The following is a 25,315-nucleotide window of genomic DNA, read 5'->3' on the forward strand; positions in this document are numbered from 1 at the left end:
GAAACTCTCTGAGATGCATAGGCCTAAAACCGGTTGGATCACGAGGATAGAGCCAACATCTCCCGCGCATGCGCCAAAGTGTTTTCGGTGATGGTGATGCCGCCCAGCATTCTGGCCACTTCGTTGACACGTTCCTCATCGCTCAAGCGGCGAACCGTCGAGGACGTCACCGCCGCTTTCTGATTTTTGGCGACAAACAAATGCTGATGCGCTTGTGAGGCGACTTGCGGTAAGTGGGTGACGCACAACACCTGCCGGTTCAAACTCAAGCGCCGTAGCTTTTGGCCGACGATTTCGGCAATGCCGCCGCCGATGCCGGAATCGACCTCGTCAAAAATCATGGTCGGTGTGGTTTTGTCGGTACTGGTAGTCACTTGTATCGCCAAACTAATCCGCGACAACTCACCGCCGGACGCCACTTTCGCCAGCGGCTTGGCGGGCAGGCCTGGGTTGGTACTCACTAAAAATTCAATGCTGTCCACACCGTTGCGCTGCGGTTCGACATCCTCCAATGAGCGCAGGTTGACGATGAATTCGCCGTGCGGCATGCCCAATTCCTTGATGGCGTTGGAAATGCGCTGTTGCAACTCCGCGCCGGCTTGACAGCGGCTTGCGGACAATTCGCCTGCCAGCTTGCGGTATTGGCTTAATAGCCGCTCGCAATCGGCATTGAGGCTTTCGATACGCTCGCTGCTATGGCTGAGGTTATCCAGCTCTGTAGCAAAGCGCGCGGCCAGTTCCGGCAATTCTTCCGGCTGGATTTTATGCTTGCGGCTTAGCGATTGAATCACGCCGATCTGATTTTCCAGCCAAGTCAGTTGTTGCGGGTCGGCTTCCTGATTTTCCAGGAAACGGCGCAATTGTTGGGTGGCCTCGCCAATCTGGATTTCCGCGTCGCTCAATAATTCGGAAACGCCATTCAACTCGCCAGCATATTGCGCCAACTCGTTGATGGCATGAATCACATGGCCCAGCATGTCCGTGACCGATTGCTGATCGTTGTCGTACAAAATATCCAGCTGCTGTTGGCCGACGCCGAGGATTTTGCCCAAGTTGGCCAGCTTGTGATGCTCGTCGGCCAAGGCTTGGTAATCGAAATTTTCCAAATCCAATTGCTGCAACTCGTCGAGTTGGTAACGCAGCAATTCTTCACGTTCGGCCTGGTCGCTGCCGGCTTTTAATAATTGCTGTAGTTGTTTATGTGCCTGTTTCCAGCTTTGGTAACAGCTATTCAAGTTATCCAACAAGGTCTGATTGCCGGCGAAACCGTCCAGCAACCGGCGTTGTTCTTCGCTGTCCAGCAGCGTCAGATGGGCGTGTTGGCCGTGGATTTCCACCAATTGCCGGCTCAAGCCTTGCAAGGTTTGCAGATTGACCGGGCGGTTGTTGATATAAGCCTTGGAACGGCCGTCGTCGCTGATGGTGCGGCGGATCATGCACTGGCCGTCGTCGTCCAGTTCGTTATCGATCAACCATTGTTTAACCAGCGGCGCTTTGGCTAAATCGAATTCGATGTTCACTTCGGCGCGCTTGCTGCCGGGCCGCACATAGCCGGAATCGGCGCGGTCGCCCAAGGCCAGGCCCAAGGCGGTCAGTAGAATCGATTTGCCGGCGCCGGTTTCGCCGGTCAGCACCGACATGCCTGGGTCCAGGTCCAGGTCCAAGGCGTCGACGACGGCGAGGTCGATAATGTTCAGGTTTAACAGCATGGCCTTAGGCGGGGTAGCCGCTCCAGTTAAGTTTGCTTCTTAAAGTATGGAAAAAATCGTGATCTGCGGGATGCAAAATTTTAATCGGTTTGGCCGCTTTTTTAATGACGATTTTGTCGTTGATCCGCACGTCCGGAATCTCCATATGATCGCAGGTCACCAGCGCATTGATCTGTTTGGTCTGGCTGAAACGGATCTCGATGACGACATTGTCGTCGATGACGATAGGGCGATTGGATAAGGTATGCGGGTTTAATGGCACCAACACCAGGGCATTTAGCGCCGGATGCAGAATCGGGCCGCCGGCCGACAAGGAATACGCGGTCGAGCCGGTCGGGGTAGCGACGATCAGGCCGTCCGAACGCTGGGTATTCAGATAAACGCCGTCGATGCTGGTGACGATCTCGATCATGCTCGGCGTTACCCAGCGATGCACCACCACCTCGTTGACGGCGGTTTGCTGATGGATGATTTCGTGGTCGCGGATGATATGGGTGCTGAGTAATTGGCGCTGCTCGCTCTTGAATTCCCCGGCCAATATCTTATCCAGGCGGCTGGACAACTGTTCCGGTGAAATATCCACCAAAAAGCCCAGCCTGCCAAGGTTAACGCCCAACAGCGGCGTCTCGAAATCCGCGGCAGCGCGGGCTGCGGCCAGAAAGGTGCCGTCGCCGCCCACGGCGATAATCAAGTCGCACAGTTCCGGCAGGCGCTCGATATGTGCGCCCTTTATGTCGGCGTTTTCGATCAATTCCGCGCTTTGGCTATCTACGAAGATGTCGTGACCACGGGTTTTTAGGTAACGGAAAAGTTCGTTCAGCGTCGCGGCAATACCGGGATCGCCGCACTTGCCGATGATACCGATACGCTGGAAGGGGGTTGGCATGGTTGGGGTGTTGTTTTTGAGTAAGTTCGATTATAGGGGATTGTGTTTTTATTCGGTAGCGTTGAATTGTTTTGTGTCGCTGGCGCGACGGCTGTTTTTTTATGCCGGGTCTCGGCCCGACAGCCGAGTGACTTTTCTTTGTTTGGCCAAAGAAAGTCACCAAAAGAAACGCCACCAGGATGCCGCTTGTTCCCTGCGCTCCGAAGCTTTCGCCGGGGGTTGACGAAAGGGGCTTCCTGCCCCTCCGCCGACGCACCGCATCCATACGGTGCCCCTCCGGGCTGATCTCGATAAAAGCTCCGGTGCTCGGCGCGGCATGCGGGATTCACTCATCCCACTATCGAAGATATGCCAAAATTAGGCGATTTCTTTATTCGTCCACGAAGCTCATTTACAGCCAAACAAATTGCACGCTGAAATGTTCTTCAAGCTAGAAAGTTATATAAATTAGCAGAAAAAGAATGTCACCCGATTCAGGAAGTTATACTGAAACCATCTAATCATTTGTTATTTTTTTTAACCATGCGCGAGTTACACGAACAAGCCCTATCACTTCAGAACCTGCTTATTTCGCATGCCACTGGCAATGCCGAAGACGATGGCGAGTTTCTGCGGCTCAGGCAGGTTGTTCTTTCGCAGCCGTCGATTGATGCAGTTGTTCCGAGGTTCGTCAAAACTTGCCGTAACCTCGCTCAGTTTTGGCAGTTCATCAAGGTTGAGTACGGCACGTATGCTGAACGGCGGCAGTTCATCTGGAACGAATTCAGGCCAATGCTTGAAGTTCTTGAGCGCAGCGGACTTGCCCCATCGGATGGAGTAGTTTCATTTGCTATTGAAAAATTTGATTCGTCAAATGTTCAGGCCGCATGGTCGAAGGCACTTGACCGAAGGTCGACCGACCCAGAAGGTGCCATTACTGCAGCCCGTTCGCTGCTTGAGTCAGTTTGCAAACATATCCTTGATGATGTCAATGTCGAGTACGGGGACGCACCTGATCTCACCAGACTTTATAGACTGACTGCTGAGCAACTCAAGCTTGCTCCGTCGCAACACACAGAGCAAGTGTTCAAGCAGATTCTTGGCGGTTGTACTGCTGTAGTGGAAGGGTTGGGCGCGTTAAGGAATCGGCTCAGTGACTCACATGGCAAAGGAAAGGTTGCAGCAAAGCCCGCATCTCGACATGCTGAGTTGGCTGTCAATCTAGCAGGAGCACTTGCCTTATATTTGCTTGCAACACATTCAGCACGAAATGAAGCAGAAACCTAGCCCTTCAGTGGCATAAGGTGGGCATTGTCTTTGTGCCCTCACGGATTCAATTCGTGGGCAGAAAAGCATTAGTCGCCTACGTTGGCGATGCCAGAATATAAACAAGGTCTATTTTAACGTTCGGTATGGTTCTCTCCCGTATGCCGCGCCGAGCACCGGAGCTTTTGAACGGATCAGCCCGTAGGGGCGCCGCAGGGATGCGGCGCGTTGCATGCAGGGGCTGGGAAGCCCCTTCAGGCAACCCCGTTCAAAAGCGAGGAGCGCAGGAAACAAGCGGTGTTCGGGTGGCTTTTTCTTTGGATACTTTCTTTTGGCCAAACAAAAGAAAGTATCGCGGCTGTCGGTCCGCGAACCGACATTAAAACAACCCGTCGCGCCAGCGACACAACTACAAGCCAATGCCCAACTATCAAGAAATCCTAAAATTCTGGTTCGAAGAAACACCCCCAAACTCTGGTGGTCAGTCGCGTAGGATGGGCACGGCTTTTATGCCCAAGCGGAATCAAACGGTGGGCAGAAAAGCTTTGCCCACCCTACGCCTACGCCTGTGCTATCAGAAAATAAACCAGGTTTCTTTGAAATTGTGGACGGATTTTCTCCCGTATGCCACGCCGAGCACCGGCGCTTTTGAACGGACAAATCGGCAGGATTGCCGATTTGTATGCGCAGTACTCGAAAGGCGAGGTATACGGATGTATCGAGTGAGCAGTCCTTGGAGCGTCGCAGGGCGAAAACCAGGGATGGCTTTCGTAGTGAAAGTATCTCGGCTGTCGGTCCGAGACCCGACATAAAAATCAGCCGTCGCGCCGGCGACACAATCAATCAGTGGAACTTTTGTACCCTGAACGGCGGAAAAGAAGCTTGTACGTTTCGCGACAATAATGCCAAGCTCAGTTTTGCGTCGGCTCAGACTTGGCCGGGGCCGGGTTGGCGCTTCGTTTTGCCGTGAATTCAATAGGCACATGCGCCGAATAACCGCCTTCGGTTTGCATCACGAATGTAATTTCATCGCCGACCATTTTGCCTTGATAACGATGGATAGCCTCTTGTATGGGGCCTGAACCCAGCGATTCCGGGGTTTTGGTAATAAAGCGCAAGCTATCTCCCCTGATCTCGCCTTCCAAGATGCCGTTTAGGCTGCCGGTAAATGTCGCGCTGCCATATAGCTGCGTATCGCTGCCGGCGAACTTGAAACTCTCTTGATAATTGGCGTTGGGCCAGTCATAGCTGACTTGGGCTTGCCATAGTCCGTTGATTGCCGGCCGCTGCTCGGCGCCGTTCAACAGATCCATCAGGTTGCGGGTGGCATTGGTAAATGTCGAAAGACCGATAACCAGTGTGCTGACTGCGATCAACAATGACAGCACCGGGTTGTTTCTGATCCGGGTATTGATTTTGTCCAGGCGGGTTCTTGAGTCGTTCATGGTTTTAGTATCCGCGGCATTGGGCGTTTCGGTAGAGGGGAATACGCTGGCTAGGTTAACGTTTTAGCTGCTACAGAATAAGCGTTTTGGCTGAGGTTTTCTAACTGTTAACGTTTAAGGCGGTGATGCTTCTATAGTGTTCATCACCAAGGGCTGGTTTCCCGCCTGCCCGGGATCTATGTTAATTATGGGTTGGCTTAATGAGTAGACAGCTTTCGCTTCACGCGCTGCCAGCCGATCACTATGCCGCTTACGCTAATCAACAGGCCGCCGGCGCTAAACGCTAGCAACAAAATATCCCAGATAGGCCGATTGTTCAGCAACGGCAGCCAGTCCCAACTGTGCAGAAAGGCAAACAGCCAACGGCTGAGGCGTCTACCGGCATCGAGTGTACTGAAGTTGCCGGTGTAGGGATCCAGATGCAGCCAGGTGCTGGCCGGGTCGGTAAACTCCAGACGCAGGATCGGCAAGCGTTTGTCGATGTGTCCGGTCATGGTGTGCGCGGCGCGGCTGTAGTAGTAAAAATCGTATTCGCTTAACACGCGTTGCCCGACGACTTTACTTTGACCCATAAGCCGTTCCGCTGCGTTTTGCAGCTCCGGCCAGCCTAATTTCTCGAAAACCCGGCCATTAGCCTGTGCCGTCAGGATGCGGCTGCGGCCCAGGCCGTCAAAGGCGATGTAATAGCCCTGACTGTTTAGTAAGCGCCATTCTATTTCCCGCGCTTGAAAGCCTGCTTCTTGAAAGCGCGCCAAGGCCTCCGCTACGGATAATGGGAAATAGTGCGGCGAAATTTCTCCGCCCATGTAGGTCTGGAGGTTGGGTTTGGCGGCGGTGGAGTCGAATATTTTCCAAGGATTCATGGAAAATAATCCGCTCAATATCCAGGTGAAAGCGATCACACCGAATCCTAAACCCAACAAATGATGCCAACGCATCCAGCCGTTGCGGTATGGGGTTTTCGCACCGTGCTTGTAATAGCCCTTAAACCGCCAACGCAGTAGGCCAACCGCGATGCCAAGCAGGCTCAATATCGAACCGGCCAGCGCGGTGTAAATGATGATGTCGGCAGCGTAGTGGTCGAGTGCGCCGCCGCGAAACGGGTACAACCAGTGAATCCAGGCGCCCAGCCAGTTCCAGATGCGTTCGTTGTGATTGGCATCGCGTACCACTTCGCCGGTAGTGTTGGAAATATAAAGCAGCGTGCCTTGCTCGTCGTCCATTTGCACGCGGTGTAGCGGGCGATATTCGTCCAACGCTTTGGAATGCGTCCAGGCATCTTCATTGATACTGTCCAGATAATGGCCGCCGGCTGTCGTCAGAAAACTCGCGGCTGATGCCAGCGCCTGGGCCGGCGTGACGTGATCGATACGGTTCCCGGTTTCGGCATCGACGGCGATTTTCATTTTGCCGTAAGCAAATATATAACGCGGCGCGCCAGCCACGCTGGTCAAGCGCACGCTATCCGGGCTTTTGGCTTGGCCAGTAGCGGCCAGTGCTTGCGCCAGGCTGATATGGCAGCGCTCCGCGGCCAAACCAGGCAAGCCGCCGAGTTTTTCCATCGGTGTAAGTTTGGGGTAGCCGATATACATCATCACTACCCCGGATACGAACCACATAGCCATAAACAGGCATAGCACTATACCGATCCAGCGATGGCTCAGGTATAGATAGCGCTTGAGCCTGGTGAGCATTAAAAGTCTACTTTCAATTCCATCATGAAGGTACGTGGCGCCGCGACAAAGAATAGTGGGGCGTTACCGCCATTACCCCATTCGACGTATTGTTCGTCGGACAGGTTTTTAACCCGCGCGGTGACCGTGGCCTTTGGATTAAATTTCCAGGACAGTTGGGTATCGAATACCGCATAGGCCGGGGCTTTGATCAGGTTGGCGGTATCCACGAAGCGGTCGCCGACATAGCGTGAGCCGAAATTCCATTGCCAATCGGCATCGAAATCCCAGGTCAGCCAGGCGTTGGCCACCCATTTGGCGACGTTGGTGGGTCGATTGCCTTTTCTGGACACCGTGCTGGTGCCGACGGTTTGCAGGAATTTGTCGTATTGGGCATCGACATAGGCCATGTTGCCTTGTACGCTCCATTCATCGGTGAGTTGCACGCCGATATTGGCTTCCACGCCGCCGGAGGATTGTGCACCTATGGGTAACTGCCGATTACGGTCCGTTGGATCGGTCATCGATAGGTTTTTGCGTTCGATGTAATAACCTGCCAGCGTTGCCGAGCCTCTGCCGTCCCAGAAATCGAATTTGGTGCCCACCTCCGCCTGCCGGCCCGTGGTGAGATCGAAGTCTTGCAGCGCAGCGAAGGTGCCGGTGGTCAAAATGCCGGACGGCGGATCGGCTGCGGTGCTGTATTGGGCATACACATTAAAGGTGGAAGTGATGTCATACATCAACGCCGCCCGCCAGGTCACAGCAGTCCAGCGCCGACCGAAAGCGGCAGGGTTGGTGGCGGTCGGCGGCACGAACGAGGTACGTAGATTTTTTGCATCCAGACGAATATCGTCAACCCGCACGCCGGTGATCAGATTAAGATCGGGCACCAGGGTCAGGCGGTTTTCGGCATAGCCGGCCACGGTATACAGCTCGTTGCGGGCGTTGGAGATTGGTCCGGTGGCTAAAGGGTTGTCGTAGTAGGTGCCGGTGCTGAAATTATATGGATCGACGACACTCACAGTGCCAGACGAGCTTTCCATGCTGGGGGCGCGAGTTTGTTTGTTGTAGGCGATATCGACGCCGGCGGATATTTTGGAGGGTAGGCTAAACCAATTGGTGCTGTGCACGATTTCGAAACGGTTGCCGACCAAGGCTTGGTCGTGATTCACTGCAAACGACAGGTTGCGGGTGATCCGGGAGTTGGTGCTGTTCCAATCGTAACCTTCAACGTTCAGGTATTGGCGATCCGCTTTGTAATAATAAAAGGTGTTTTTGAATTGGGTGTTATCGGATAGCTGATAATCGACAATATCGCGTAACCAGAACACCTGCTGATCGAATACCGAGCCGGTGGCGTTATAGTTTTTAAAGCGGGTGCCAGGGTCTGTCTGGCCTTCCATAGGCCCTAAGCCCTCGCTGCCCCAAGGGACGATTCTGCCGTTCACAACCGGATTGAGTACCGGCGTGCCCCAGTAAGAGTCCCGGTCTTCCATCTGATGCTCAAAGGCGATGGTATGCGACAGTTTGGAGGTGATGTCGCTCAACAAGGAAAACGACATCACGCCGGAATCGGCTTCCGTGTTGTCGATATAACCCTCGGACCCCAAATAGCTGATGTCGGCTTGCAGCCAGTTATCGGTATTGCCCAGTTGGCCATTGAAACCATAGGAAGCTCGGCGGTTTAAATACTCACCAAGTGAGACCAATCCGTGGTGTTCATCCGGACCGCGATGCGCGATTTTGCTGACATAGTTGACCGAGCCGCCTACCGCACCTTGACCGTATAAGAATGTAGACGGTCCGCCCAACACCTCCACTCTGTCGGTAATCCAGCTGTCGATGGGCCGAGCGGCAACCACATCGTATTGCACGGTAATGCCGTTAAATAACTGGGTGATTTGCGCGCCGGTAAAGCCGCGCATCGACACAGAACCTGCCGAGCCGGGTTGTGAAGACACCAGAATACCCGGTGCTTTTTCCAAGGCTTCCTGCGTAGTCTGTGCGCCGCGTTTTTCGAAAGTAGCTCTATCAATGATGGTGATCGAAGCCGGCGTCTCGCGGGGCGTCAGACCCAAGCGGCTGCCGGTGGCGGCTTCGGTATCGAGCTGCGGTTTTTGGTTGGGCGGATTTAGCGGCACCGAGCCGGCTACGGTTACGGTGTCCAGCGTAGTGGCTGAGTCGCTGGTTTGTGTTTGGCTAACGGCTTTGGTGGTTTTGTTTTTGCTGCTTGTTTCGCCAGCCTTTAGATCGTCGATTGGCGATGGCTCAGCGGCGTGAGCGATGCCGTGCAGCGTCAAAAGCAACGCGGCGACGCCGGCCAGTTGGCTGGTTTGCGTAACTGGAAAATCCTGTAACTTGGTTTTTTTCATTGTTTATAGTCAGGTATTTAAAAGTGATAAGGCTTTTCCGAGTCAGCAAGTAGTGTGCCCATATCCGAAGCACTGGAATGGCAGGGAGCGCGGTAGCTAGGGTACTAATTTTTTAATTAAACTATGTTTGGTAAGTGAGGTGGTTTGCGGCATATGGCTTAATTCGCAAGCTTGAAGCTAATTCGGTGAGTGAGTGTGGGGAATGAGGCTTGGCCGATATTGGATTTAAAGCCTGCCGGCCGGCAATGCTAAAATGTCGCTCAGGCCGGCGCTGTGGTAAAACGCCAATATCTAAAATTTAGCTAAACCTCGGATTCAAGCATGTCGGGATTTTTTTCCAAACAACATAGCGTCGCTCAGCCCGGCTATAGCCGTTGGTTGGTGCCGCCGGCGGCTCTGTCGGTGCATTTGTGCATCGGCCAAGCCTACGCATTTAGTGTGTTTAACGATCCGTTGACGCGAGTGATAGGTGTCGCTAGTTCCGCGCCGGACGATTGGAAGCTGACTACCTTGGGCTGGATCTTCAGCTTGGCGATTGTGTTTTTAGGTTTGTCGGCGGCATTCGGCGGTAAATGGCTGGAAAAAGTCGGGCCACGCTTGACCATGTTCGTCGCGGCTTGCTGCTTTGGCGGCGGCTTTTTGATCTCCGCGCTGGGTGTGCACCTGCACGAAATCTGGTTGATTTATCTGGGTTACGGGGTCATCGGCGGTATCGGTTTGGGTTTGGGCTATGTGTCGCCGGTATCGACTTTGATCAAATGGTTTCCGGATCGGCGCGGTATGGCGACCGGGATGGCCATCATGGGTTTCGGCGGCGGCGCGATGATAGGCGCGCCCTTGTCGGTGCTGCTGATGGATCATTTCAAATCGGCCGAATCGGTCGGGGTCGTGCAAACTTTTCTGGTGATGGGCGGGCTGTATTTTTGTTCGATGCTGATAGGCGCGCTGACCATCCGTATCCCCCCGCCGAATTGGCAACCGGCGGGATGGACGCCGCCGCTGGTGCAAAACAAAATGATCACCGACAAGCATGTGCATATCGACCAAGCCCTGAAAACCCCGCAATTTTATTTGCTGTGGCTGGTGTTGTGCCTGAATGTGACGGCCGGCATTGGCGTGTTGGGGCAGGCCTCGGTGATGATACAAGAGATGTTTAAAGGTTCGGTAACGCCGGCTTCGGCGGCCGGTTTCGTCGGTTTGCTGAGCTTGTTTAACATGGGTGGGCGGTTTTTCTGGTCGTCGGCTTCGGATTACCTAGGCCGTAAAAACACCTACTTTATTTTTTTCGCAGTCGGCGCTGGCTTGTATTCCACGATACCCACCATGGGTATGACCGGCAATATGGCGTTGTTCGTGCTCTTGTACGCCTTGATCATGAGCATGTACGGCGGCGGTTTTTCGACGATTCCGGCTTATTTGGCGGATATTTTCGGCACCCGTTTCGTTGGCGGCATACACGGCCGCTTGCTGACGGCCTGGTCCACCGCCGGGGTGTTGGGGCCGGTGTTGGTCAATTACATCCGCGAATATCAAATAAGCCAGGGCGTAGCAAAGGCCGATGCCTACAACGTGACCATGTACATCATGGCCGGACTATTGGTGGTGGGCTTTATCGCCAATCTGTCGATCCGCCCGGTACATGAGAAACATCATATGAAACACGGCGATTTCGACGAGCTGGATGGTATTTATCCGGCCGATGATGCCGATCATTAAGCAAGGCAGGGGCAATCCATGAATAACTCTGAATCGAGTAAATCTTCCAGCCCCTGGCTGTTGGCTGTATTTTGGCTTTATGTGCTGATTCCGCTCAGTTGGGGCGTGTGGTCTACGTTGAAAAAAGCCTTGGCCTTGTTCGGCTGAGGTTTAATCCGGCTGTTTGGTGATAAATTCGTAGGCACCCACATCAAGCGCTCCTTGTTGCCGGCGTTTTTCGCTGCCGTACGGATGACGGTAAACAAATTGCGGATCAAGTGGAAACCCGTTGGCGGCAAATCCGGGCGAGATGCCTTGATCGATTGCCGGGGCGTCTGACTTCAGGCGGTAATCGTAACTTGCCGGATCGCTTAACACATTTGTCGTAGCCCTTAGGTCGTGGTTTTCCAGGTTGGGACCAAGCAGTTCGGTGGCTTCGCCTATCAACAGATTGTTGATTAACATCGCTGTCGCAATACTGTGATTATTCAGAAACGAGCCGCCGGGGTGGTCGTTGACGAAGGTGTTGTTTATTAGATACAGCTGTTGATTCGGCTGGGTTTGATTGTGTTCGGCGGCAAATGCCAGCATCGCCGTATTTTCGGTGTTTGCACCTTGATGAAACAGATTGCCGATCAGATAGCCAACGCCGCCATCGGGTAAATCCACCAGATAGCTGGAGCCGTTACGCTCGTCGGTTATGCGATTGTAAAGAATATAGTTTTCCCTGGCCCGCGATTTGACGTTATGGCCGGTACTGGCATCGTGGACATAAGAGTTCCGCAGGGTAAAACGGCGGATATTGCCGATGTAGATGTTATGGCCCAGTTTGCCGTAGCGCGGATAATCGACGGTATTGTCGTTAAACTCCGAATATTCAATCAGAATCGCGCTGTTTGCATTGAAGCCGGTCAAGATGCCCATCTGGTTGTGATGGAAATGACAGTTCTTCATAGTCAGATTAGTACCCTCGAATCGAATGCCGGCAGCATTCAGAGCCGGCGCGGTGGCGCCTGAGAGTTCGATATTCTCAACGACGATGTCGTTGCCTTTTAATACCCAAATAGCTTTGTCTTCCGCTGATTTGCCGAGCGCATCCAGATGGGCGGCGCCTCCCACACCGCGTAGGGTCAGGCCATGCTGCGGCCAGCTGCCGACATCGCCCTGATATAGCCCGGCATCGATGCTGACTATATCGCCGTCTTTGGCCAGTTTCGCAGCAGCGCTAGGCAGTTTAAGCGCGCGCTGCGGGCCGACTTGCCATTCGGTGCTGTGCGCAGGGAGGGCCAGCAGCAAACTAAAAACACCTATCAAACACCCCGAAAAAATCAAGCGATGCATGCCGGCTCCTGGTGTGGACACCTCTAAAGTTGATTAAACCTAAGCTGTATATTCTGTCCGGTCGCGTGGCCCGTTACAAATGTGCAGGACTGAACTTGAAATATTTAAAGTAATACTTGACCCAGATGAGAGTATTATCCTGCCATCAGGCATATTTGCCAGACCTACGACTTGATTATAAGAATAGCTAGACGCTACTGGAGGACACATGGCTTCACTTGATATGCAAGGGGCTTACGATTTGAGCAATGCCAAAATCAACGAACTAATCACCGAAAGCGCCGAGGGCAATTACGCCTTGGGCATCATCAATCAGAAAACCAATAAATTTGTCGTCAAATACGTCGGCCGTTCGGAAACCGATTTGAATGCCCGCTTGAAACAACATGTGGGCAGGTATCCCAAATTTAAGTTTAGTTATGCCGCATCGCCCAAGGCCGCGTTCGAAAAAGTTTGCCGAAACTACCATGATTTCGGCGGCTCGAAAAAACTGCTGAATCACGTACACCCGACGCGGCCAGCGGATGTCGATTGGAAGTGCCCTTGCTGCAACGCGTTCGATTGAGCTTTTGCGCCGAGTATTTTCAAACCGTGGCTAATATGTCGCGGAGTTGTTGAAAAAGGCGAAACAGGCTTTTAAGCTCTGTGCTGTTTCCGGTGGCATGAATTCGTTGAATTTGACACCGTAGTGGTGTTCGCCATCCACGGGTTTGTGCCAGACTAGGGTGCATGTAAGCTCCAGCGGCAGTTGGGATTCGTATTGCTGAATATTGTCGTACGGAATGCGCAGCTGAATAGTAATGGAGCTGTTTAGCGGGCAGGGCAGTGCCACTGGCAGGCGCAGACAGGCGCCGGACATGCTGAAATCGGCGGTGACCCCGTCAAGCACCAAATCGTTGATTTCGATATGCGCCAGCAAATAGTGGCTGCTGCGTGGGAATTTGCGATGTTCGTTGGCGGCGGGCTTGGCGGTCCACTGCGCATCGAAACTGAAGTGCTCGAGCATGGTGCGCATTTTTTCGGTGACCACGTAGAGATCGTCGCTGATAGTTCGGGTGATGTGCACCTTGGATTCGTTTTGGCCCAACGCCTCGAACAAGGCTTGTACTCTGGCTTGTAACTGGTTGACATTGTCCAGTTGGTGTTGAGCGACCGTGGAAATTTGTTGCGCGGTACCCGCATTTTCTTCTATCTGACCAACAATCTCGTTTATGACTATGCTGGTGGTTTCGGCTTTTTCCATACCTTGTTTGGTGGTCTGGATGATAGAGCCCATCGCGAGCGTGTTTTCTTCGATGATTTTGGTTAATTCGCCAATAATGCTGGCGATTTCGGCGGTAGCGCTGGAGGCGTTTTGTGCCAGTTTTCGCACTTCATCGGCTACCACCGCAAAGCCTCTGCCGTATTCCCCGGCTCTGGCCGCTTCGATGGCGGCGTTTAAGGCCAATAGATTGGTTTGCTCGGTGATGTTACGGATGGTGGTAGTAATATCCTGAATTTGTCGATTGGCTTGGCGTAGCGCCAGGGTTTTCGCTTCCGCGCTTTCCACTTCTTTCACAACCCGGCGCATTTCATCCAGATTTTCGTTAACGGCGACGATGCCTTTTTGCGCGGTGTTTTGCGTTTCCTGGGTGCGGTGGCGGATTTCTACGGAAAAGCGTTCGACTTCTTCGGTGGTGTTACGTAATTGTTCCGTAGCGGTTTTGACGTCGGAAGATCGAGCCTGTTCCGAGCGGTTGGCATTGGAAATGCCGCCGGAGATATTGGATATTTGGTAGGAAGACTGGCCGATTTGCTTGCTAACCGCGTTGATCTCGCGCATATGACTGGTCAGTTCCTGGCCCATCAGCTTCATAATCGCCAAGAGACTGCTGGTATCGTTTTTCTCGGTGGCGACGTTGATGTCTAGCTGGCCCTTGGCGATACTGCCGGCAATTTTCGACGCATAGCTGGGTTCGCCGCCCAGTACGGTAAATAATTTTCGCATCAGCCAGACATTGGCGGACACGATCAATAACAAAGCCAGGCCGGCAACCGTGGCGCTGACCGTAAACATTTGGCTTTGCATCTGGTTTTGCTGCTGCGAGGCGGCGTTGGCTTGTTGTTCCAAGGTGCCGGCTAGCTGATTGAGTTTGTTGGCCAGAATTTCCGAGGCCGCATCGAAGCCATTCTCCGGAGCTTTCATGATCAGGTTGCCGGCTTCCCGACCTTGCTGAAAATAAGCATCTGCCATGCGTTCGCCGGTGGCGTAAAGCTCACTCACGGCGTTATCGGCGTCTTTAATCGCCAGTTTCATGTCCGGCATCATCGTCAGTAAACTCGTCAGTTCCGCATGAGCGGCGTTTTTTTCCGCCAAGGCTTCGCTGTAATCGTCTTCACCTACCGCTGACGCATCAGTAAGAAATTGCTGGATTTGCACCACGTGATAGCGAACATTTTTAAAAGCCAGGGTAGCGTTTATCAGACGCTGTTTTTCGGCTTCCGCTGTTTGTAGTTTGTCGTGGCTGATCCAAACAAATAGATTACCGACCACCAGTAGTAGAGCTACCGTGGCAGTCAATACGGTCAATAGCTTGCGTAAGGAAAAATCCTGGGGGCCGGAGTGATTACTAAGGGGATCAAGCATAAGCGGTATCCATTTTCAGTAGAAACGTCAATGTGCGGTTTGACAAGTTTAGACTGATACGCAAGTTGTACAGTCATTTTGTCGCTTATTCGCCCGACCCTTGAAAGTTGTGTTCCCGCGCGGGTGGGAACACAACATTCAAGGGTCGGGTAAGCACTCCCGCGTTCTTGGAAATAGCCGTTGCTTCCATGTTGCCGGGAATAATAAAGCTAGCTAGTGCGGGGAATATTTATAATAATCGCATAGGGCAGAAGTTAGCTGATCGCTGAACCGGTCGCTTGCATGGCTGTCCAAACGTAGAATAAAAAATAATAACAGGAGGTACACCATGCTAGCCAAAATAGCTGTAGTCGATTATATGTCGACCAAAATCGTTACCGTTACCCCCGATACCGAAATTTCTCAGGCGGTTAAAATCTTACTGGACCACAAAGTGACTAGCGTGCCGGTTGTGGACCAGCAAGGTAAGTTGGTGGGGATATTTTCCGAAAAAGACGGCATGAAGGTGTTTGTTGAATCCGCTTACAACCAAAGCATGGCCGGAAAAGTCGGGGAGTTCATGAGCAAAGACCCGCAATTTGTTAATGCCGATGCCAGTCTCGTGGATGTTGCCAGCAAATTTCAGGAATCGCCGACCAGGAGTTTTCCGGTTTTTCAGAACGATCAGTTTGTCGGCATGATTAGCCGGGTCGACGTGTTAAGAGCGTTGTTAGCCATTCGTTAGATGTTTTAGTTCAAGGACAGACAGCCATTCCCCGCGAGTCGTTGTCTGTGCCTTGTCCAGCTTATTGCCGCACGCCGGCGGACACATAGGTACCCATGATGGTATCGGTGCAAGTCGCGGTAATCTTCGCGCCGTTTGGCGTTACCGTACCGGTACAATTACCCTTCGATACCCAGCCGTTTTGGTACTGTGCAGTGTAATCGTAAGTCAGGGTTTGATTGATCAGATTACCGCTACCCTTTGATGTGTAGCCTATGCCTTGCGCTAGTATCCCCCACCCCTGGAATTCAAAACTGTCGCTCTGTTGGTCGATGTGGGTGCCGCCTGCAGTCGGCGCGGCGGGGTTATACCAGTCGCCGCTGATGTCGATGACCGGCAAAGACTCGACAACTGCGGGTTTTGTCTTGTCAATCGGTGGATAAATTGCCGTCGCGATTTGCTGAGTCGGGGGCGATTCGGCGGTCTTTTGTTGTCCAGTCAATTTATCCCAGTTAGTGATGATGGCGACGCTGATAGAGCCGATTACACCAATGATCGCGGCGGCGATAGCGGGATTTTGATTGGATTCGGCCATGAGGTCCTCTATTGCTGAATAAAATTGTCTGACGGCCTGTTGTGGCCTAATTTGAGAATTTAGCGCAGATATTAGCCATTCGGCAATCTAAAAGATGCACTTGTCGGCTGTTGAATAAGTTGGCGGCGGTTGGCGGCTAGTCTAGCCGTCCGGAGAAGCGTGGTATTGGACTTTTTGAGGAGCTAGGGTAAGCCCGAAGAGCGGGATTTGTTTGATCGGGCTTAACTGCGGATGGTGTAGTCGCCGCAGTTAAACCCGAATCTGATCTGAGATTACAAACTACTTATCACATTTATGTGCGGAACCGCAGCAGTCGGCCATGTCGCCGCCGTGTTTTTTGCAATGATCCGCGCTGCAATCATGGGCTGCGCCACCTTGATGATGGGCGCAATGTTGGCTGCTGCAATTGGCGGCAGCGGCGGCTTCGTGATGCGCACAATGCTCGGTGCCGCATTGGTGGGCGCTGGCATTGGCATCTTGCGCGCAATGTTGGGCGCAGACTTTATCCTTAGCACCTGGGTGATCGGCGCAATGTTTCGCGCAATCGTGTTCGGCCGCGGCTTTATCGGCGCAATGTTTCAGGCAGGCTTTGCCTTTTTTACCTTTGTGTTTGGCGCAATGCTCAACGCAATTGTGCGCTGCGGCATCGGCTTTATGTTTAGCGCAATGTTCCGGGGACATGGCGGGTGCCGCTGGTGCCGGGGCGGCGGTTTCAGCTGGTGCGGCGGTTACGGGCGCCACTACCGCTGGCTCAGCAGTTGCTTCGACCGGTTTTGCGGATTCGCAGCCTGTCAGGGTCAGCAAAGCCGGCAAGGTTAAGGCGATTAGCAAATGTTGAATTTTCATATGTATTTCTCGTTTGGTGATTAAGGTGGCGCAATTGTAGGGGCAAGATACACGTTAGGCAAATAAATTGTGTTATTTAACACAGTTTATTTGTGTCTCTGAAAGTTTGGTATGGGGTGTTTGCTTGCGATGGATCAGCGAGGAGGCAGGAGAATCGATGCCAAAATTTGGTTGCCGAGCTATTTTTCCTGGCAACGTAACGTAAAAGTTACCGGGCCGTCGTTGATCAATGCTACTTTCATATCTGCGCCGAACTCGCCGAACTGGCAGGTCGGGTAGATATCCAACGCACGATTTTGCAAATACGCGAATAATTCCCGGCCCAATTCCGGCGGGGCCGCCGAAGCAAAGCTAGGCCGGTTGCCGGTATCGGTATTGGCTGCCAGGGTAAATTGCGGTACCAGCAGCAGGCCGCCCTCAATATCGCGCAAACTGAGATTCATTTTGTCATCTGCATCCGCAAAGATGCGGTAATTCAAAATCCGCTCCAGCAAACGGTCGGCTTGCTTGGGTGTATCGGCTTTCTCGACTGCTACCAAGGCCATGATACCGGTGCCGATAACGCCGATGTCGCTCCCGTCTACCGTGACTTTGGCTTGGGTCACGCGCTGGATGATGCTGATCATGAGTGTTCCTGCAATTAGTTTAGGTAGTCGCCGTCGTCGATACGTATCAATCCGTCCAGCGGCCGATTGTAAAGATAGGTCCAAGCCGAAACGGTTTGCCCATCCGGCAAACTTACCTGTAGTTCACGGCGGATGTATTCGTGCGGCTGCGGGAAATGCGCGGCGCATTCTTCGTAAATATCCAGTGCCGACAGCGTTTGTTCGGGGTTTTGCATTAGATACAGTTCGCCTTTGACCAGCTTTGTCCCGCCAGTAATAGCGCCCGGATAAGCCTCAATTTCGTAAAGCTCTCCGGGCATGGACGCGTCGCTGAGGTAATCACAAGCTTCGAGAAATGCGTGTTGGCTTTGACTTTGACGGTTTCGGCGCAGTGTGCCGTAGACAAACAGGTATTGCGGTTTTGTCATGAATAAATGCGGTCGACCAATTCCTTGAACCAGCGTGGACGGAACGCCACGATATACAGCATGGTCAAGCCCATTAGCGGAATCGGACCGATTTCGACAATAGTCAGCAGCAGGATGATCACGAACCATTTCAAACGTGTAAACGAGGCTTGCGTGCTCATAGGTTTTCAGTAACGGATTGCGGTAATGTAATAACGCGTTTCCTGCTCGGCGTGACGGACAGTTATTTCGTCATCCAGATTTTTCTTCAATAATGCCTTAGCCAGCGGCGAATCCAGGCTGATCAAGCCGCCCGTGGTATCGATTTCATCTGCGCCGACGATGCGATAAGTGATTTCGTCGCCGTCCATGGTTTCCAAGGTCACCCAGGCGCCGAAAAACACCTGATCACGATTGCTCGGCTTTTCGGACACCACCGTCAACGACGGCAAACGTTTTTGCAGGTAATGAATGCGCCGGTCGATTTCCCGCAGTTCTTTTTTCCGGTAGATATACTCTGCGTTTTCGCTGCGATCGCCTTCCGCTGCGGCCGCTGACAAGGCTATGGTCACATCTTTGCGCCGTTCCCAGAGCTGTTTCAGCTCGGTTTCCAGGGTGCGATAGCCTTCGGCGGTGATGTACGGCGAAGATTTGGGGCGGGGCGGTCGCCAGCGTGACATGTTTTTTCGGGGAAAAGGTTATATGATGTCGGCTTTTTTCATCCAGCGAAGACGCTTATGCAAATCACAGACAAAACAGCTGTTTCCATCCATTATACCTTAACCAACCAAGACGGTGAGCAGCTGGACAGTTCCAGAGGCGAAGAGCCCTTGTTATATTTGCATGGCGCGGGCAACATCATTGCCGGACTGGAAGCGGCGTTAAACGGCAAGCAAGCCGGCGACAAATTCAACGTCACCATCGCCGCCGATCAGGCTTACGGTGAAGTCTCCGAAGAGATGATCCAGGTGGTCTCCAAAAAAATGTTCGACGGTATGGATATCGATATCGGCATGCAGTTTCATGCAGACGTTAGCCACGGCCCGGGCATTATCACCATCGTCGAGATTGACGGCGACGATGTTACCATCGACGGCAACCATCCTTTAGCCGGCGAAGATTTGACCTTTGATGTAGAAGTTATCGACGTCAGACCTGCGACAGCCGATGAAGTGGCCCATGGGCATATCCATGGCTCAGGTTGCCATCACTAGCAGCTGCCCCTTAGCTGCAAGTCAGTAAGCGATAAATGCGCGGCTTTTATCGCTTACATTTCTAATGCATTTCGCACGGCTGGAACTATCGAATCGAATGGGCCGTAGTGTCCAGGCCCAAATCCACCCGGCTATGTCCCAGCAATGTCCCGGTGGCAAACGCCAAGTCTATCATCGAGACTTGATAATCGCCGATGGCGCGCACCTCACGTAGCTGCGCTTCGCCAAGGCGAGTGAGGGTTTCCAGTACCTCGGTCATCGTCCGCAGGCCTTCCTTAAATTGTTTTAGCTCGGCGTCGTAATTCAGGCCGGCCAGCACCACGTTTTGGCGGGTGGCTAGAATACGTTGCCAGTTCTGGCTCATTTGATCCAAGGCATCGTAGATTTCCCGGCGCACACTCAATTCGCGCAGTTGTTGGGTGGTCAGACGTTGCATGCGTTCCTGCACGGCGCGGTCCAGACGCGCGCGGCGCAGTTCGTTGCTCAGCGGGATTTCCACGCGTAAGCCCACCGACCAATCTGAATAATTGCCGCTCAAGGTCTGATCGAAGGCGCCGCCATAGGACGAGGTGTCGCGGCCCAGCGCGGCGTAGTTGTAATCCAGCATGAACATCGGCAGCGTTTGATTGCTGAGATAATCGATCTTGGTCAAATCGGCGGCCAGCTTTAATTCCAGTTCCAGCAACTCCAAGCGCCCATCCAAGGCGCGTTGCGCCAGTTGTTCACGGTCCAGATTGAATTCTAATAAGGTCGGCGAGGTATCGGGGATCAGCAGGGTTTGCGAATCCAAATCCAGACCGGGTGCATTCAACAATAACTTCAGCTGGCGCTGGCGGGTTTTTAAGCTGGTTTCGGCGATGATCAGCGACTCCAAACGTTCGGCCACGCCGATTTCGGCACGGTTGATTTCCACGCTGGCGGTCAAGCCTTCCGCTACCCGTTTCCTCACCATGCTCAGGTTGTTGGAGGCGTTTTCGTATTGTTGGCGGCGTACGTCTAATTCTCCCCAGGCGACATACAGGCTCCAATATGCGCGCTCGACCATCGCCAACACGCGAATTGCTTGCAGACGAGTTTTCACGTCTACTGCTTGTTGCTCGTAACGGGCGATGCGGATTCCGGCCACGTTGTTGGAAATACCCGCATCGCGCAGCAACGGCTGACTGATGGAGAAGCGCAGCGCATTTTGATACTGGTCGGACGCCACGCCACGAAACTGACGCTTGCCGTCGAACGGCGAACTGACGGTCACTTTCGCACCGGTACGCAAGGGAATGACGATACCGGCTTCCATGTCCAACACTTCGGTTTCCTGCGGCACGGCGGTGAGTTTATCGATTTCGTTTTTCAGCGGCGAAGTGGGATCGACCGGGGTAAAACTGACGACATCCAGATTTTGCGCCGGGGTGTTTTTCTTACCGTATTTGGCCTTGGCAAAGATCAAATCGTCGAATTTGGCTTCTTCCTCGCTGACCGCAGTGGCGGCGATTTTCGGGTCGGCCTGGGCGATTTTCAGATCCAGATTGTTTTCTAACGCCATGCTGCGCACGGCCGAGATGGATAACTGCTTGCTGGCTTTCGGCGCAGCTTTGGGCAATTCCGGTTTCGCCGCGCTGGGCGGGGGCAGGATGGTCGCCGATTTTGGCCGGCCTTCCTTAAACTTGGGCAAGACCTGTTCCACGGTTTGCGGAGGCAGCTGCGAGATGGCCGGTAGCGGCAAACCCTCATCGGGTTTCAGACGTTCTTCCACCCGCTTGACCAGTTTACGGTCGGGGCTGGTATCGAGATACTGTCCGCAACTGACCAGTAAGGGTACAAAGAGCAGCGCGCTTATCCGCCTTGTTAAACCTGGGTATTTTTTCTCGGGTACGCCGTTTGGGCTGAGCCGGCCGAAGCGTGGCGCCCTAAGCTCTTCGACAGGTTCGGGGCGAACGATACGTGAAGTCCGAGTTAATAACGCGTCAGCCCACCCCGTGCTCAACTCGGCGATAATCAGGGGCCGGGGCGACCAACATAGCTTGATTGCAAAACGATTCATAAGCGCTTATTTCAATTTTTGTCTGACCAGATCGGTCGCCGGCGCTTCCGTAGTCATTTGCGGCGGAAAGGCATTCAGTTGACGCCACAGTTCGTAAGCCATCGTTACGCGATTCAGCAAGACCCAGCCTTTCACCCGCACGCCTTGGCGGGCGAAGCGTTCAGTTGGCCAGGGGCGGTCATTGGGATCGGGCACGATCAGCACCCGGAATTTACCCTTGCCGTCGTCGGTAGAATCCACAAAAGCGACCAAACCGCCGAAGGTGCCCACGGCCACTTCCGGCCAGCCGGCGAATTGCAGGGCCGGCCAGCCCTCGAATTGCAGACGCGCATGCCGGCCGGGGGTGATCAATACCGCATCGTTGCCGTCCACCCACAGTTCCACCGCTTTCACATCCATGTCCGGCACCAATACCAGCAGCGGATCGCCTTGTCTGACGATGTCGCTCTGCGGGTTGGCCAGCAGTCTGAGGATGCTGCCGTCGCGTGGCGCTCTGATTTGTTGGGACTGTTGGCGGGAGACATCGACTTCGCTTTTTAACAAGCTGCTGCGGCTGTCTTCCAGTTCGCTCTGAGTCTTATTGGCCGACGCGGTCGCCGAGTCGATACGGGCCTGGGCGTCGGCGCGAATCCGGCCGATTTCCGCTTCGGCGGCGCGTTGTTCGGCCAAAGCGCCTTCCAGACTGGCTTGGGCGCTGTTTAAGCTGCGTTGCGCCACGATACCATCGCGTTGTGCGACTTCGTAATCGCGCTGCGACACCAAGCCGTCGCCGATCAAGCGTTGCAGGCGCTGGGTTTGTACGCTAGCCGTTTCCAGCGTGGCGCGTGCCGAGGCGATGGCTTCGCTGGCCGAGCGCGCTCTTTGTCGGGCCACATCCAGACGGTATTGCGCGGTGGCCACTTGTAAATCACGGGTGGCGATTAAGTTGTCGATTTGCAGACGGTAAGCCCGTAATTCTTCTTCCTTGGCGGCCAATTTCGCTGCAGCTGCCGCACGCTGTTGTTGCAAGCGCTCCAGTAATTCCGGATCGACGTCGGTGATTTCCATCAACAAATCGCCAGCTTTAACTTTGGTGCCTTCTTTAGCATGCCAACTGACGATACGACCGGAAACCGGAGCATCCAAGTTCTGTTGACGTTCTAGCGGTGCAAAGGCCGAGACCCGGCCGTTGCCGTTGATGTTTTGTTGCCAGGGTGTCAGCAGCAGGGCTGGCGGGGTCAACAGAAATAACCAGACGCAAGCGCGCGCTAAACTGCTGACCAGGCGCGGCGTGTGTGCCGCCGATAGCGCGGACAGCCTAATCTGTAACTCAGTCATGGGCGGCTCCCGGCAAACGGATGAGGCGCTGGCAAAGTGCGGCCGTCTCTGTTGATCCAGTCAGCAGCAATAGCGTCCAGGGTGCATCTGCGGTCAATAGTGCCAATGCCAGCTTTTGCTGCAATTTGGCATCCAACGCATCGAGTATGCCATCAACGATCAACAAGGCCGGCCGGGAGGTGATGGCTCTAGCCAACATCACTTGTATGGCTTGGCTATTTGCAAGCGGCGAGCCGCCGGGACTCATGACGGTATCCAAATCCATGCCGGTCAGGCCGACCTTGACCAGGGCCCGCTCGACATCGGCAGCGCTCACATTCGCATCGCCGAGCCTGACATTTTCCAGCATGCTGTCGTGAAAAATTTCCAGTCGGCTTACTACTGCGATGTTCTGCCGTAAGCTACTCAGGCGCAGATCATCCAGAGTCTGGCCGTTGATTTGTATCTGCCCGGCTTGTGCTTGCCGCATCCCGCTCAATAGCGAGGCCAGGGCGGTTTTGCCGCTGCCGGGGCCGCCTAAAATCGCGACTTTTTCGCCCGGTTGTACGTGCATGGAAAAACCGGAGAACAACGGCCGCTGCGAATTGAAGCCAAATTTCAAATTGCTGATCGTTAAAGACGCCGGACCATTAAATTCTGCATCCACCTCAGCGGAAGCTTCTAAAGGCAAATCCAATAAATGGCCGATCTTGTCCGTGCCGGCCATTAAGTCGTAAAAGCCTTCCAGATGCTTGCCGAATTTGATCAACGCCAGTAAGGCCGACGATACGATCAGTTCTGCCGCCACCAATTGGCCCAAGGTTAAGTGGCCGTCTATTACTAGATAGCCGCCGATAGCCAACAAGGCCGTACTGGCGATGGCATATAAGGCCACAGAGCCGATCACTTGGCCCAACAGCACACGGTAATGCTGGCGTTTGGCTGTTAAATAATCCAGCGCCAGTTGGTCGGTACGGTTGGCGGCCATCGCGGCACCGTTACCGAATTTAAAGGTCTGGATATTCCCGGCAACGCTTTCCAACCAGGCTACTAAGGCATATTTGCTGATGGATTCCTGAATTGCAGTCGTGACCGCGCCGCGGCCCAACAAAAATACTATCGCTGTGATAGCCAACAGCAAAACCACATCGAACGCCAGTAGGAAAGGATGATAGAAGGCCAGCATGATCAGGCCGACGCAGGTTTGCACCACGGTGCTCAAACCGTCCAAGAGCAGCGAAGAACCGGCTTTTTGCAAGGTCAATACATCGAAAAAGCGATTGACCAGTTCCGCGCCGTGTTGACTGTCATAGGTATCGCTGCGCACCCTGGGCAAGCGATAGGCCAAGTCGGCGGCCAGGCGCACGAAAATCCGCCGCTGCACGATTTCCACCAGATAAGATTCCAGCACATAGACCGCGCCGGCGAAGCTTAGAAAGAAAAACAGAATGGTGGCCAGCACGATTAAAGGCTGGCCCATGCCGCCCATCGCCACGGTATTGACCAGCGCTTGCACCGCCACCGGCGAAGCCAGCGCCAGTAAGCCCGAGCCCAAAGCCAAGCCCAACAATAGCCAGAGATCGTGCCGGTCAGCTCGTAACAGTTCCAGCAAGCGGCGGAATGGCGGCATGTGCGCGTGATGGTCTTGGCTAACGGCATTCTCAAACGGCGCCTGAGCTTGCGCTAACAGCCATTCGCTAATACCGGCATCGGATCGGCCCAGTAATTTGCCGATGTCAGCCGGCTTGACCAGACGCTCTTCGATGACCTCGCCTTGGGCCAAAGCCACTCTGACTTTGCCGCCGCGAAATCCGTACAGGACTATCCAGCCGTAACCGTCGGACAGGCTGGTTAGTAATGGGGTTTGCGGGGCAGAGGCATTTGCGGCGGCGGTAGGTGTGAGCAGCACGCTCTCCATGTTCAAGCCCAAATGGTCGCCGATAGCGACTAGCGCTGCCTGACTATCGGCACCGGCTGATTCTATCAAGCGCTCCGTAAGTCCTTGGGCTTGGCTGTGCATCTCCAGCAGGCCGAATAAAAACTCCAGTAGGGTCAGCGTCGATTGTTTTCTGTGTGGGTGTTCCTTAAATCCTGAGGCGGTGCTCATACGTAACGAAATCCTATCGGTTTAAACGAATAACAGCATGGTCTTGCCGAGTATGCTCAGCAACAGAGTCAGCTTAAGAGTAGCGAGTAATTTGGCCGGGCCGGCTTTTTCACACCAGTTTTGCCAGGCGGCTTCGCATGCCTGCAATACCACGAGATATGCTTTATACGACAAGTGCCAGAGCACGGTGCCGAGCAAGGTCAGACCGGTCCAGAACACGATGAATTCCGCCTGACGCGGCGTTACCCCGAACACATGCTCCAAAAAATGCTCGAACATCATCTCGACCACCTCGATCACCAGATGCAGGATGTGCCACAGAAAGGGTAGCAAGGTGTCGCCAAATTTATATAAGAATATCAGGGTCAAGACTGCCATGGCAGGCTTGTTTTCAAACAGCCAGCGCCCGGTGTTCATGATGATTACTCTAAACCAGTGTGCCAATGCGTAGGCTTTTTGCATGGTTCTCCTCCCTTTTAGAGTCTGCCGAAAAAGCCCCTTCTCACTGTTGA

At 53.7% G+C, this 25,315-nt stretch carries 23 protein-coding genes; 6 read left to right on the top strand and 17 right to left on the bottom strand.

The window, feature by feature from the left end; genetic code table 11:
* Window positions 1-38 precede the first annotated feature (38 nt).
* Entirely contained in the window at window positions 39-1,709 is a 1,671-nt protein-coding gene (gene recN, locus A1332_RS10105; protein ID WP_064008367.1) for a DNA repair protein RecN, read from the bottom strand.
* 4 nt (window positions 1,710-1,713) lie between these two features.
* Window positions 1,714-2,595 carry an NAD(+) kinase gene (locus tag A1332_RS10110; RefSeq protein ID WP_064008368.1) on the bottom strand — a complete coding sequence of 294 codons (882 nt, stop codon included), beginning with the start codon at window positions 2,593-2,595 and terminating at the stop codon, window positions 1,714-1,716.
* Window positions 2,596-3,099: 504 nt separating this feature from the next.
* On the opposite strand from A1332_RS10110, the gene A1332_RS10120 reads away from it, so the two are divergent.
* Entirely contained in the window at window positions 3,100-3,861 is a 762-nt protein-coding gene (locus tag A1332_RS10120; protein WP_197491434.1) for an abortive infection family protein, read from the top strand.
* An 890-nt stretch (window positions 3,862-4,751) separates the two neighbouring features.
* Here the strand turns inward: A1332_RS10120 and A1332_RS10125 are convergent.
* The 3 genes from A1332_RS10125 to A1332_RS10135 all read right to left on the bottom strand — a co-directional run bounded on the left by A1332_RS10125 (window position 4,752) and on the right by A1332_RS10135 (window position 9,330).
* The gene (locus A1332_RS10125) at window positions 4,752-5,285 is read right to left on the bottom strand and encodes a hypothetical protein (RefSeq protein ID WP_064008371.1); all 534 of its coding nucleotides are present in this window, start codon (window positions 5,283-5,285) and stop codon (window positions 4,752-4,754) included.
* 197 nt (window positions 5,286-5,482) lie between these two features.
* On the bottom strand, window positions 5,483-6,979 hold the full coding sequence (locus A1332_RS10130; protein WP_064008372.1) for a PepSY domain-containing protein: 1,497 nt from the start codon (window positions 6,977-6,979) through the stop codon (window positions 5,483-5,485).
* On the bottom strand, window positions 6,979-9,330 hold the full coding sequence (locus A1332_RS10135) for a TonB-dependent receptor (protein ID WP_082879632.1): 2,352 nt from the start codon (window positions 9,328-9,330) through the stop codon (window positions 6,979-6,981). Before A1332_RS10135 ends, A1332_RS10130 begins: the two co-directional genes overlap by 1 nt.
* Before the next feature lie 321 nt (window positions 9,331-9,651).
* Between A1332_RS10135 and A1332_RS10140 the strand changes: the two genes are divergently transcribed.
* Window positions 9,652-11,046 (top strand): OFA family MFS transporter, encoded by a 1,395-nt coding sequence (locus tag A1332_RS10140; RefSeq protein WP_064008373.1) that lies wholly within the window; start codon window positions 9,652-9,654, stop codon window positions 11,044-11,046.
* A gap of 18 nt (window positions 11,047-11,064) precedes the next feature.
* Complete coding sequence (locus tag A1332_RS26290; protein ID WP_269454650.1) at window positions 11,065-11,193, top strand: MFS transporter small subunit; 129 nt, start codon at window positions 11,065-11,067, stop codon at window positions 11,191-11,193.
* Window positions 11,194-11,196: 3 nt separating this feature from the next.
* On the opposite strand, the gene A1332_RS10145 is transcribed toward A1332_RS26290, so the two are convergent.
* Window positions 11,197-12,366 carry a right-handed parallel beta-helix repeat-containing protein gene (locus tag A1332_RS10145; RefSeq protein WP_064008374.1) on the bottom strand — a complete coding sequence of 390 codons (1,170 nt, stop codon included), beginning with the start codon at window positions 12,364-12,366 and terminating at the stop codon, window positions 11,197-11,199.
* 208 nt (window positions 12,367-12,574) lie between these two features.
* Between A1332_RS10145 and A1332_RS10150 the strand changes: the two genes are divergently transcribed.
* A complete protein-coding gene (locus A1332_RS10150; protein WP_064008375.1) occupies window positions 12,575-12,931 on the top strand; it encodes a hypothetical protein in 357 nt (118 codons plus the stop codon).
* 30 nt (window positions 12,932-12,961) lie between these two features.
* Here A1332_RS10150 and A1332_RS10155 read toward each other — a convergent pair whose 3' ends face one another.
* On the bottom strand, window positions 12,962-14,992 hold the full coding sequence (locus tag A1332_RS10155) for a methyl-accepting chemotaxis protein (protein WP_064008376.1): 2,031 nt from the start codon (window positions 14,990-14,992) through the stop codon (window positions 12,962-12,964).
* A 328-nt stretch (window positions 14,993-15,320) separates the two neighbouring features.
* On the opposite strand from A1332_RS10155, the gene A1332_RS10160 reads away from it, so the two are divergent.
* Complete coding sequence (locus A1332_RS10160; RefSeq protein WP_064008377.1) at window positions 15,321-15,716, top strand: CBS domain-containing protein; 396 nt, start codon at window positions 15,321-15,323, stop codon at window positions 15,714-15,716.
* A gap of 61 nt (window positions 15,717-15,777) precedes the next feature.
* Here the strand turns inward: A1332_RS10160 and A1332_RS10165 are convergent, their stop codons facing one another.
* From A1332_RS10165 to greB, 6 genes are all read right to left on the bottom strand, one after another.
* Window positions 15,778-16,290 carry a hypothetical protein gene (locus A1332_RS10165; protein ID WP_064008378.1) on the bottom strand — a complete coding sequence of 171 codons (513 nt, stop codon included), beginning with the start codon at window positions 16,288-16,290 and terminating at the stop codon, window positions 15,778-15,780.
* A gap of 279 nt (window positions 16,291-16,569) precedes the next feature.
* On the bottom strand, window positions 16,570-17,136 hold the full coding sequence (locus tag A1332_RS10170; RefSeq protein WP_064008379.1) for a hypothetical protein: 567 nt from the start codon (window positions 17,134-17,136) through the stop codon (window positions 16,570-16,572).
* A 179-nt stretch (window positions 17,137-17,315) separates the two neighbouring features.
* Complete coding sequence (gene dtd / locus A1332_RS10175; protein ID WP_064008380.1) at window positions 17,316-17,762, bottom strand: D-aminoacyl-tRNA deacylase; 447 nt, start codon at window positions 17,760-17,762, stop codon at window positions 17,316-17,318.
* Between the two features lie 14 nt (window positions 17,763-17,776).
* Window positions 17,777-18,169 carry a gamma-glutamylcyclotransferase family protein gene (locus tag A1332_RS10180; RefSeq protein ID WP_064008381.1) on the bottom strand — a complete coding sequence of 131 codons (393 nt, stop codon included), beginning with the start codon at window positions 18,167-18,169 and terminating at the stop codon, window positions 17,777-17,779.
* Window positions 18,166-18,330: a hypothetical protein gene (locus A1332_RS25630; RefSeq protein WP_197491435.1), complete on the bottom strand. Its 165-nt coding sequence runs from the start codon at window positions 18,328-18,330 to the stop codon at window positions 18,166-18,168. Before A1332_RS25630 ends, A1332_RS10180 begins: the two co-directional genes overlap by 4 nt.
* A gap of 6 nt (window positions 18,331-18,336) precedes the next feature.
* Complete coding sequence (gene greB / locus A1332_RS10185; RefSeq protein WP_064008382.1) at window positions 18,337-18,828, bottom strand: transcription elongation factor GreB; 492 nt, start codon at window positions 18,826-18,828, stop codon at window positions 18,337-18,339.
* 57 nt (window positions 18,829-18,885) lie between these two features.
* Between greB and A1332_RS10190 the strand changes: the two genes are divergently transcribed.
* Complete coding sequence (locus A1332_RS10190) at window positions 18,886-19,362, top strand: FKBP-type peptidyl-prolyl cis-trans isomerase (RefSeq protein WP_064008383.1); 477 nt, start codon at window positions 18,886-18,888, stop codon at window positions 19,360-19,362.
* A gap of 85 nt (window positions 19,363-19,447) precedes the next feature.
* On the opposite strand, the gene A1332_RS10195 is transcribed toward A1332_RS10190, so the two are convergent.
* The 4 genes from A1332_RS10195 to A1332_RS10210 are packed head-to-tail and all read right to left on the bottom strand — an operon-like array spanning window position 19,448 to window position 25,265.
* On the bottom strand, window positions 19,448-21,400 hold the full coding sequence (locus A1332_RS10195) for a TolC family protein (RefSeq protein ID WP_231890262.1): 1,953 nt from the start codon (window positions 21,398-21,400) through the stop codon (window positions 19,448-19,450).
* Between the two features lie 6 nt (window positions 21,401-21,406).
* Window positions 21,407-22,717, bottom strand: a complete 1,311-nt coding sequence (locus tag A1332_RS10200) for an HlyD family secretion protein (RefSeq protein ID WP_064008384.1) — start codon at window positions 22,715-22,717, stop codon at window positions 21,407-21,409.
* Window positions 22,710-24,803 (bottom strand): peptidase domain-containing ABC transporter, encoded by a 2,094-nt coding sequence (locus tag A1332_RS10205; RefSeq protein WP_064008385.1) that lies wholly within the window; start codon window positions 24,801-24,803, stop codon window positions 22,710-22,712. The genes A1332_RS10200 and A1332_RS10205 overlap by 8 nt, the downstream gene beginning before the upstream one ends.
* Before the next feature lie 21 nt (window positions 24,804-24,824).
* On the bottom strand, window positions 24,825-25,265 hold the full coding sequence (locus A1332_RS10210; RefSeq protein WP_064008386.1) for a hypothetical protein: 441 nt from the start codon (window positions 25,263-25,265) through the stop codon (window positions 24,825-24,827).
* Between the last annotated feature and the right edge of the window lie 50 nt (window positions 25,266-25,315).

This window comes from Methylomonas methanica (genome assembly GCF_001644035.1).
Classification (GTDB): domain Bacteria; phylum Pseudomonadota; class Gammaproteobacteria; order Methylococcales; family Methylomonadaceae; genus Methylomonas; species Methylomonas methanica_A.

What these genes read in the sequence shown, in the direction of transcription:
- A1332_RS10160 (WP_064008377.1), top strand. Translation starts at nt 15,321, where the DNA reads ATGCTAGCCAAAATAGCTGTAGTCGATTATATGTCGACCAAAATCGTT.
- dtd (WP_064008380.1), bottom strand. Translation starts at nt 17,762, where the DNA reads ATGATCAGCATCATCCAGCGCGTGACCCAAGCCAAAGTCACGGTAGAC.
- A1332_RS10165 (WP_064008378.1), bottom strand. Translation starts at nt 16,290, where the DNA reads ATGGCCGAATCCAATCAAAATCCCGCTATCGCCGCCGCGATCATTGGT.
- A1332_RS10200 (WP_064008384.1), bottom strand. Translation starts at nt 22,717, where the DNA reads ATGACTGAGTTACAGATTAGGCTGTCCGCGCTATCGGCGGCACACACG.
- A1332_RS10205 (WP_064008385.1), bottom strand. Translation starts at nt 24,803, where the DNA reads ATGAGCACCGCCTCAGGATTTAAGGAACACCCACACAGAAAACAATCG.
- A1332_RS10130 (WP_064008372.1), bottom strand. Translation starts at nt 6,979, where the DNA reads ATGCTCACCAGGCTCAAGCGCTATCTATACCTGAGCCATCGCTGGATC.
- A1332_RS10135 (WP_082879632.1), bottom strand. Translation starts at nt 9,330, where the DNA reads ATGAAAAAAACCAAGTTACAGGATTTTCCAGTTACGCAAACCAGCCAA.
- A1332_RS25630 (WP_197491435.1), bottom strand. Translation starts at nt 18,330, where the DNA reads ATGAGCACGCAAGCCTCGTTTACACGTTTGAAATGGTTCGTGATCATC.
- A1332_RS10140 (WP_064008373.1), top strand. Translation starts at nt 9,652, where the DNA reads ATGTCGGGATTTTTTTCCAAACAACATAGCGTCGCTCAGCCCGGCTAT.
- recN (WP_064008367.1), bottom strand. Translation starts at nt 1,709, where the DNA reads ATGCTGTTAAACCTGAACATTATCGACCTCGCCGTCGTCGACGCCTTG.
- A1332_RS10170 (WP_064008379.1), bottom strand. Translation starts at nt 17,136, where the DNA reads ATGAAAATTCAACATTTGCTAATCGCCTTAACCTTGCCGGCTTTGCTG.
- A1332_RS10155 (WP_064008376.1), bottom strand. Translation starts at nt 14,992, where the DNA reads ATGCTTGATCCCCTTAGTAATCACTCCGGCCCCCAGGATTTTTCCTTA.
- greB (WP_064008382.1), bottom strand. Translation starts at nt 18,828, where the DNA reads ATGTCACGCTGGCGACCGCCCCGCCCCAAATCTTCGCCGTACATCACC.
- A1332_RS10110 (WP_064008368.1), bottom strand. Translation starts at nt 2,595, where the DNA reads ATGCCAACCCCCTTCCAGCGTATCGGTATCATCGGCAAGTGCGGCGAT.
- A1332_RS26290 (WP_269454650.1), top strand. Translation starts at nt 11,065, where the DNA reads ATGAATAACTCTGAATCGAGTAAATCTTCCAGCCCCTGGCTGTTGGCT.
- A1332_RS10195 (WP_231890262.1), bottom strand. Translation starts at nt 21,400, where the DNA reads ATGAATCGTTTTGCAATCAAGCTATGTTGGTCGCCCCGGCCCCTGATT.
- A1332_RS10145 (WP_064008374.1), bottom strand. Translation starts at nt 12,366, where the DNA reads ATGCATCGCTTGATTTTTTCGGGGTGTTTGATAGGTGTTTTTAGTTTG.
- A1332_RS10180 (WP_064008381.1), bottom strand. Translation starts at nt 18,169, where the DNA reads ATGACAAAACCGCAATACCTGTTTGTCTACGGCACACTGCGCCGAAAC.
- A1332_RS10150 (WP_064008375.1), top strand. Translation starts at nt 12,575, where the DNA reads ATGGCTTCACTTGATATGCAAGGGGCTTACGATTTGAGCAATGCCAAA.
- A1332_RS10190 (WP_064008383.1), top strand. Translation starts at nt 18,886, where the DNA reads ATGCAAATCACAGACAAAACAGCTGTTTCCATCCATTATACCTTAACC.
- A1332_RS10125 (WP_064008371.1), bottom strand. Translation starts at nt 5,285, where the DNA reads ATGAACGACTCAAGAACCCGCCTGGACAAAATCAATACCCGGATCAGA.
- A1332_RS10210 (WP_064008386.1), bottom strand. Translation starts at nt 25,265, where the DNA reads ATGCAAAAAGCCTACGCATTGGCACACTGGTTTAGAGTAATCATCATG.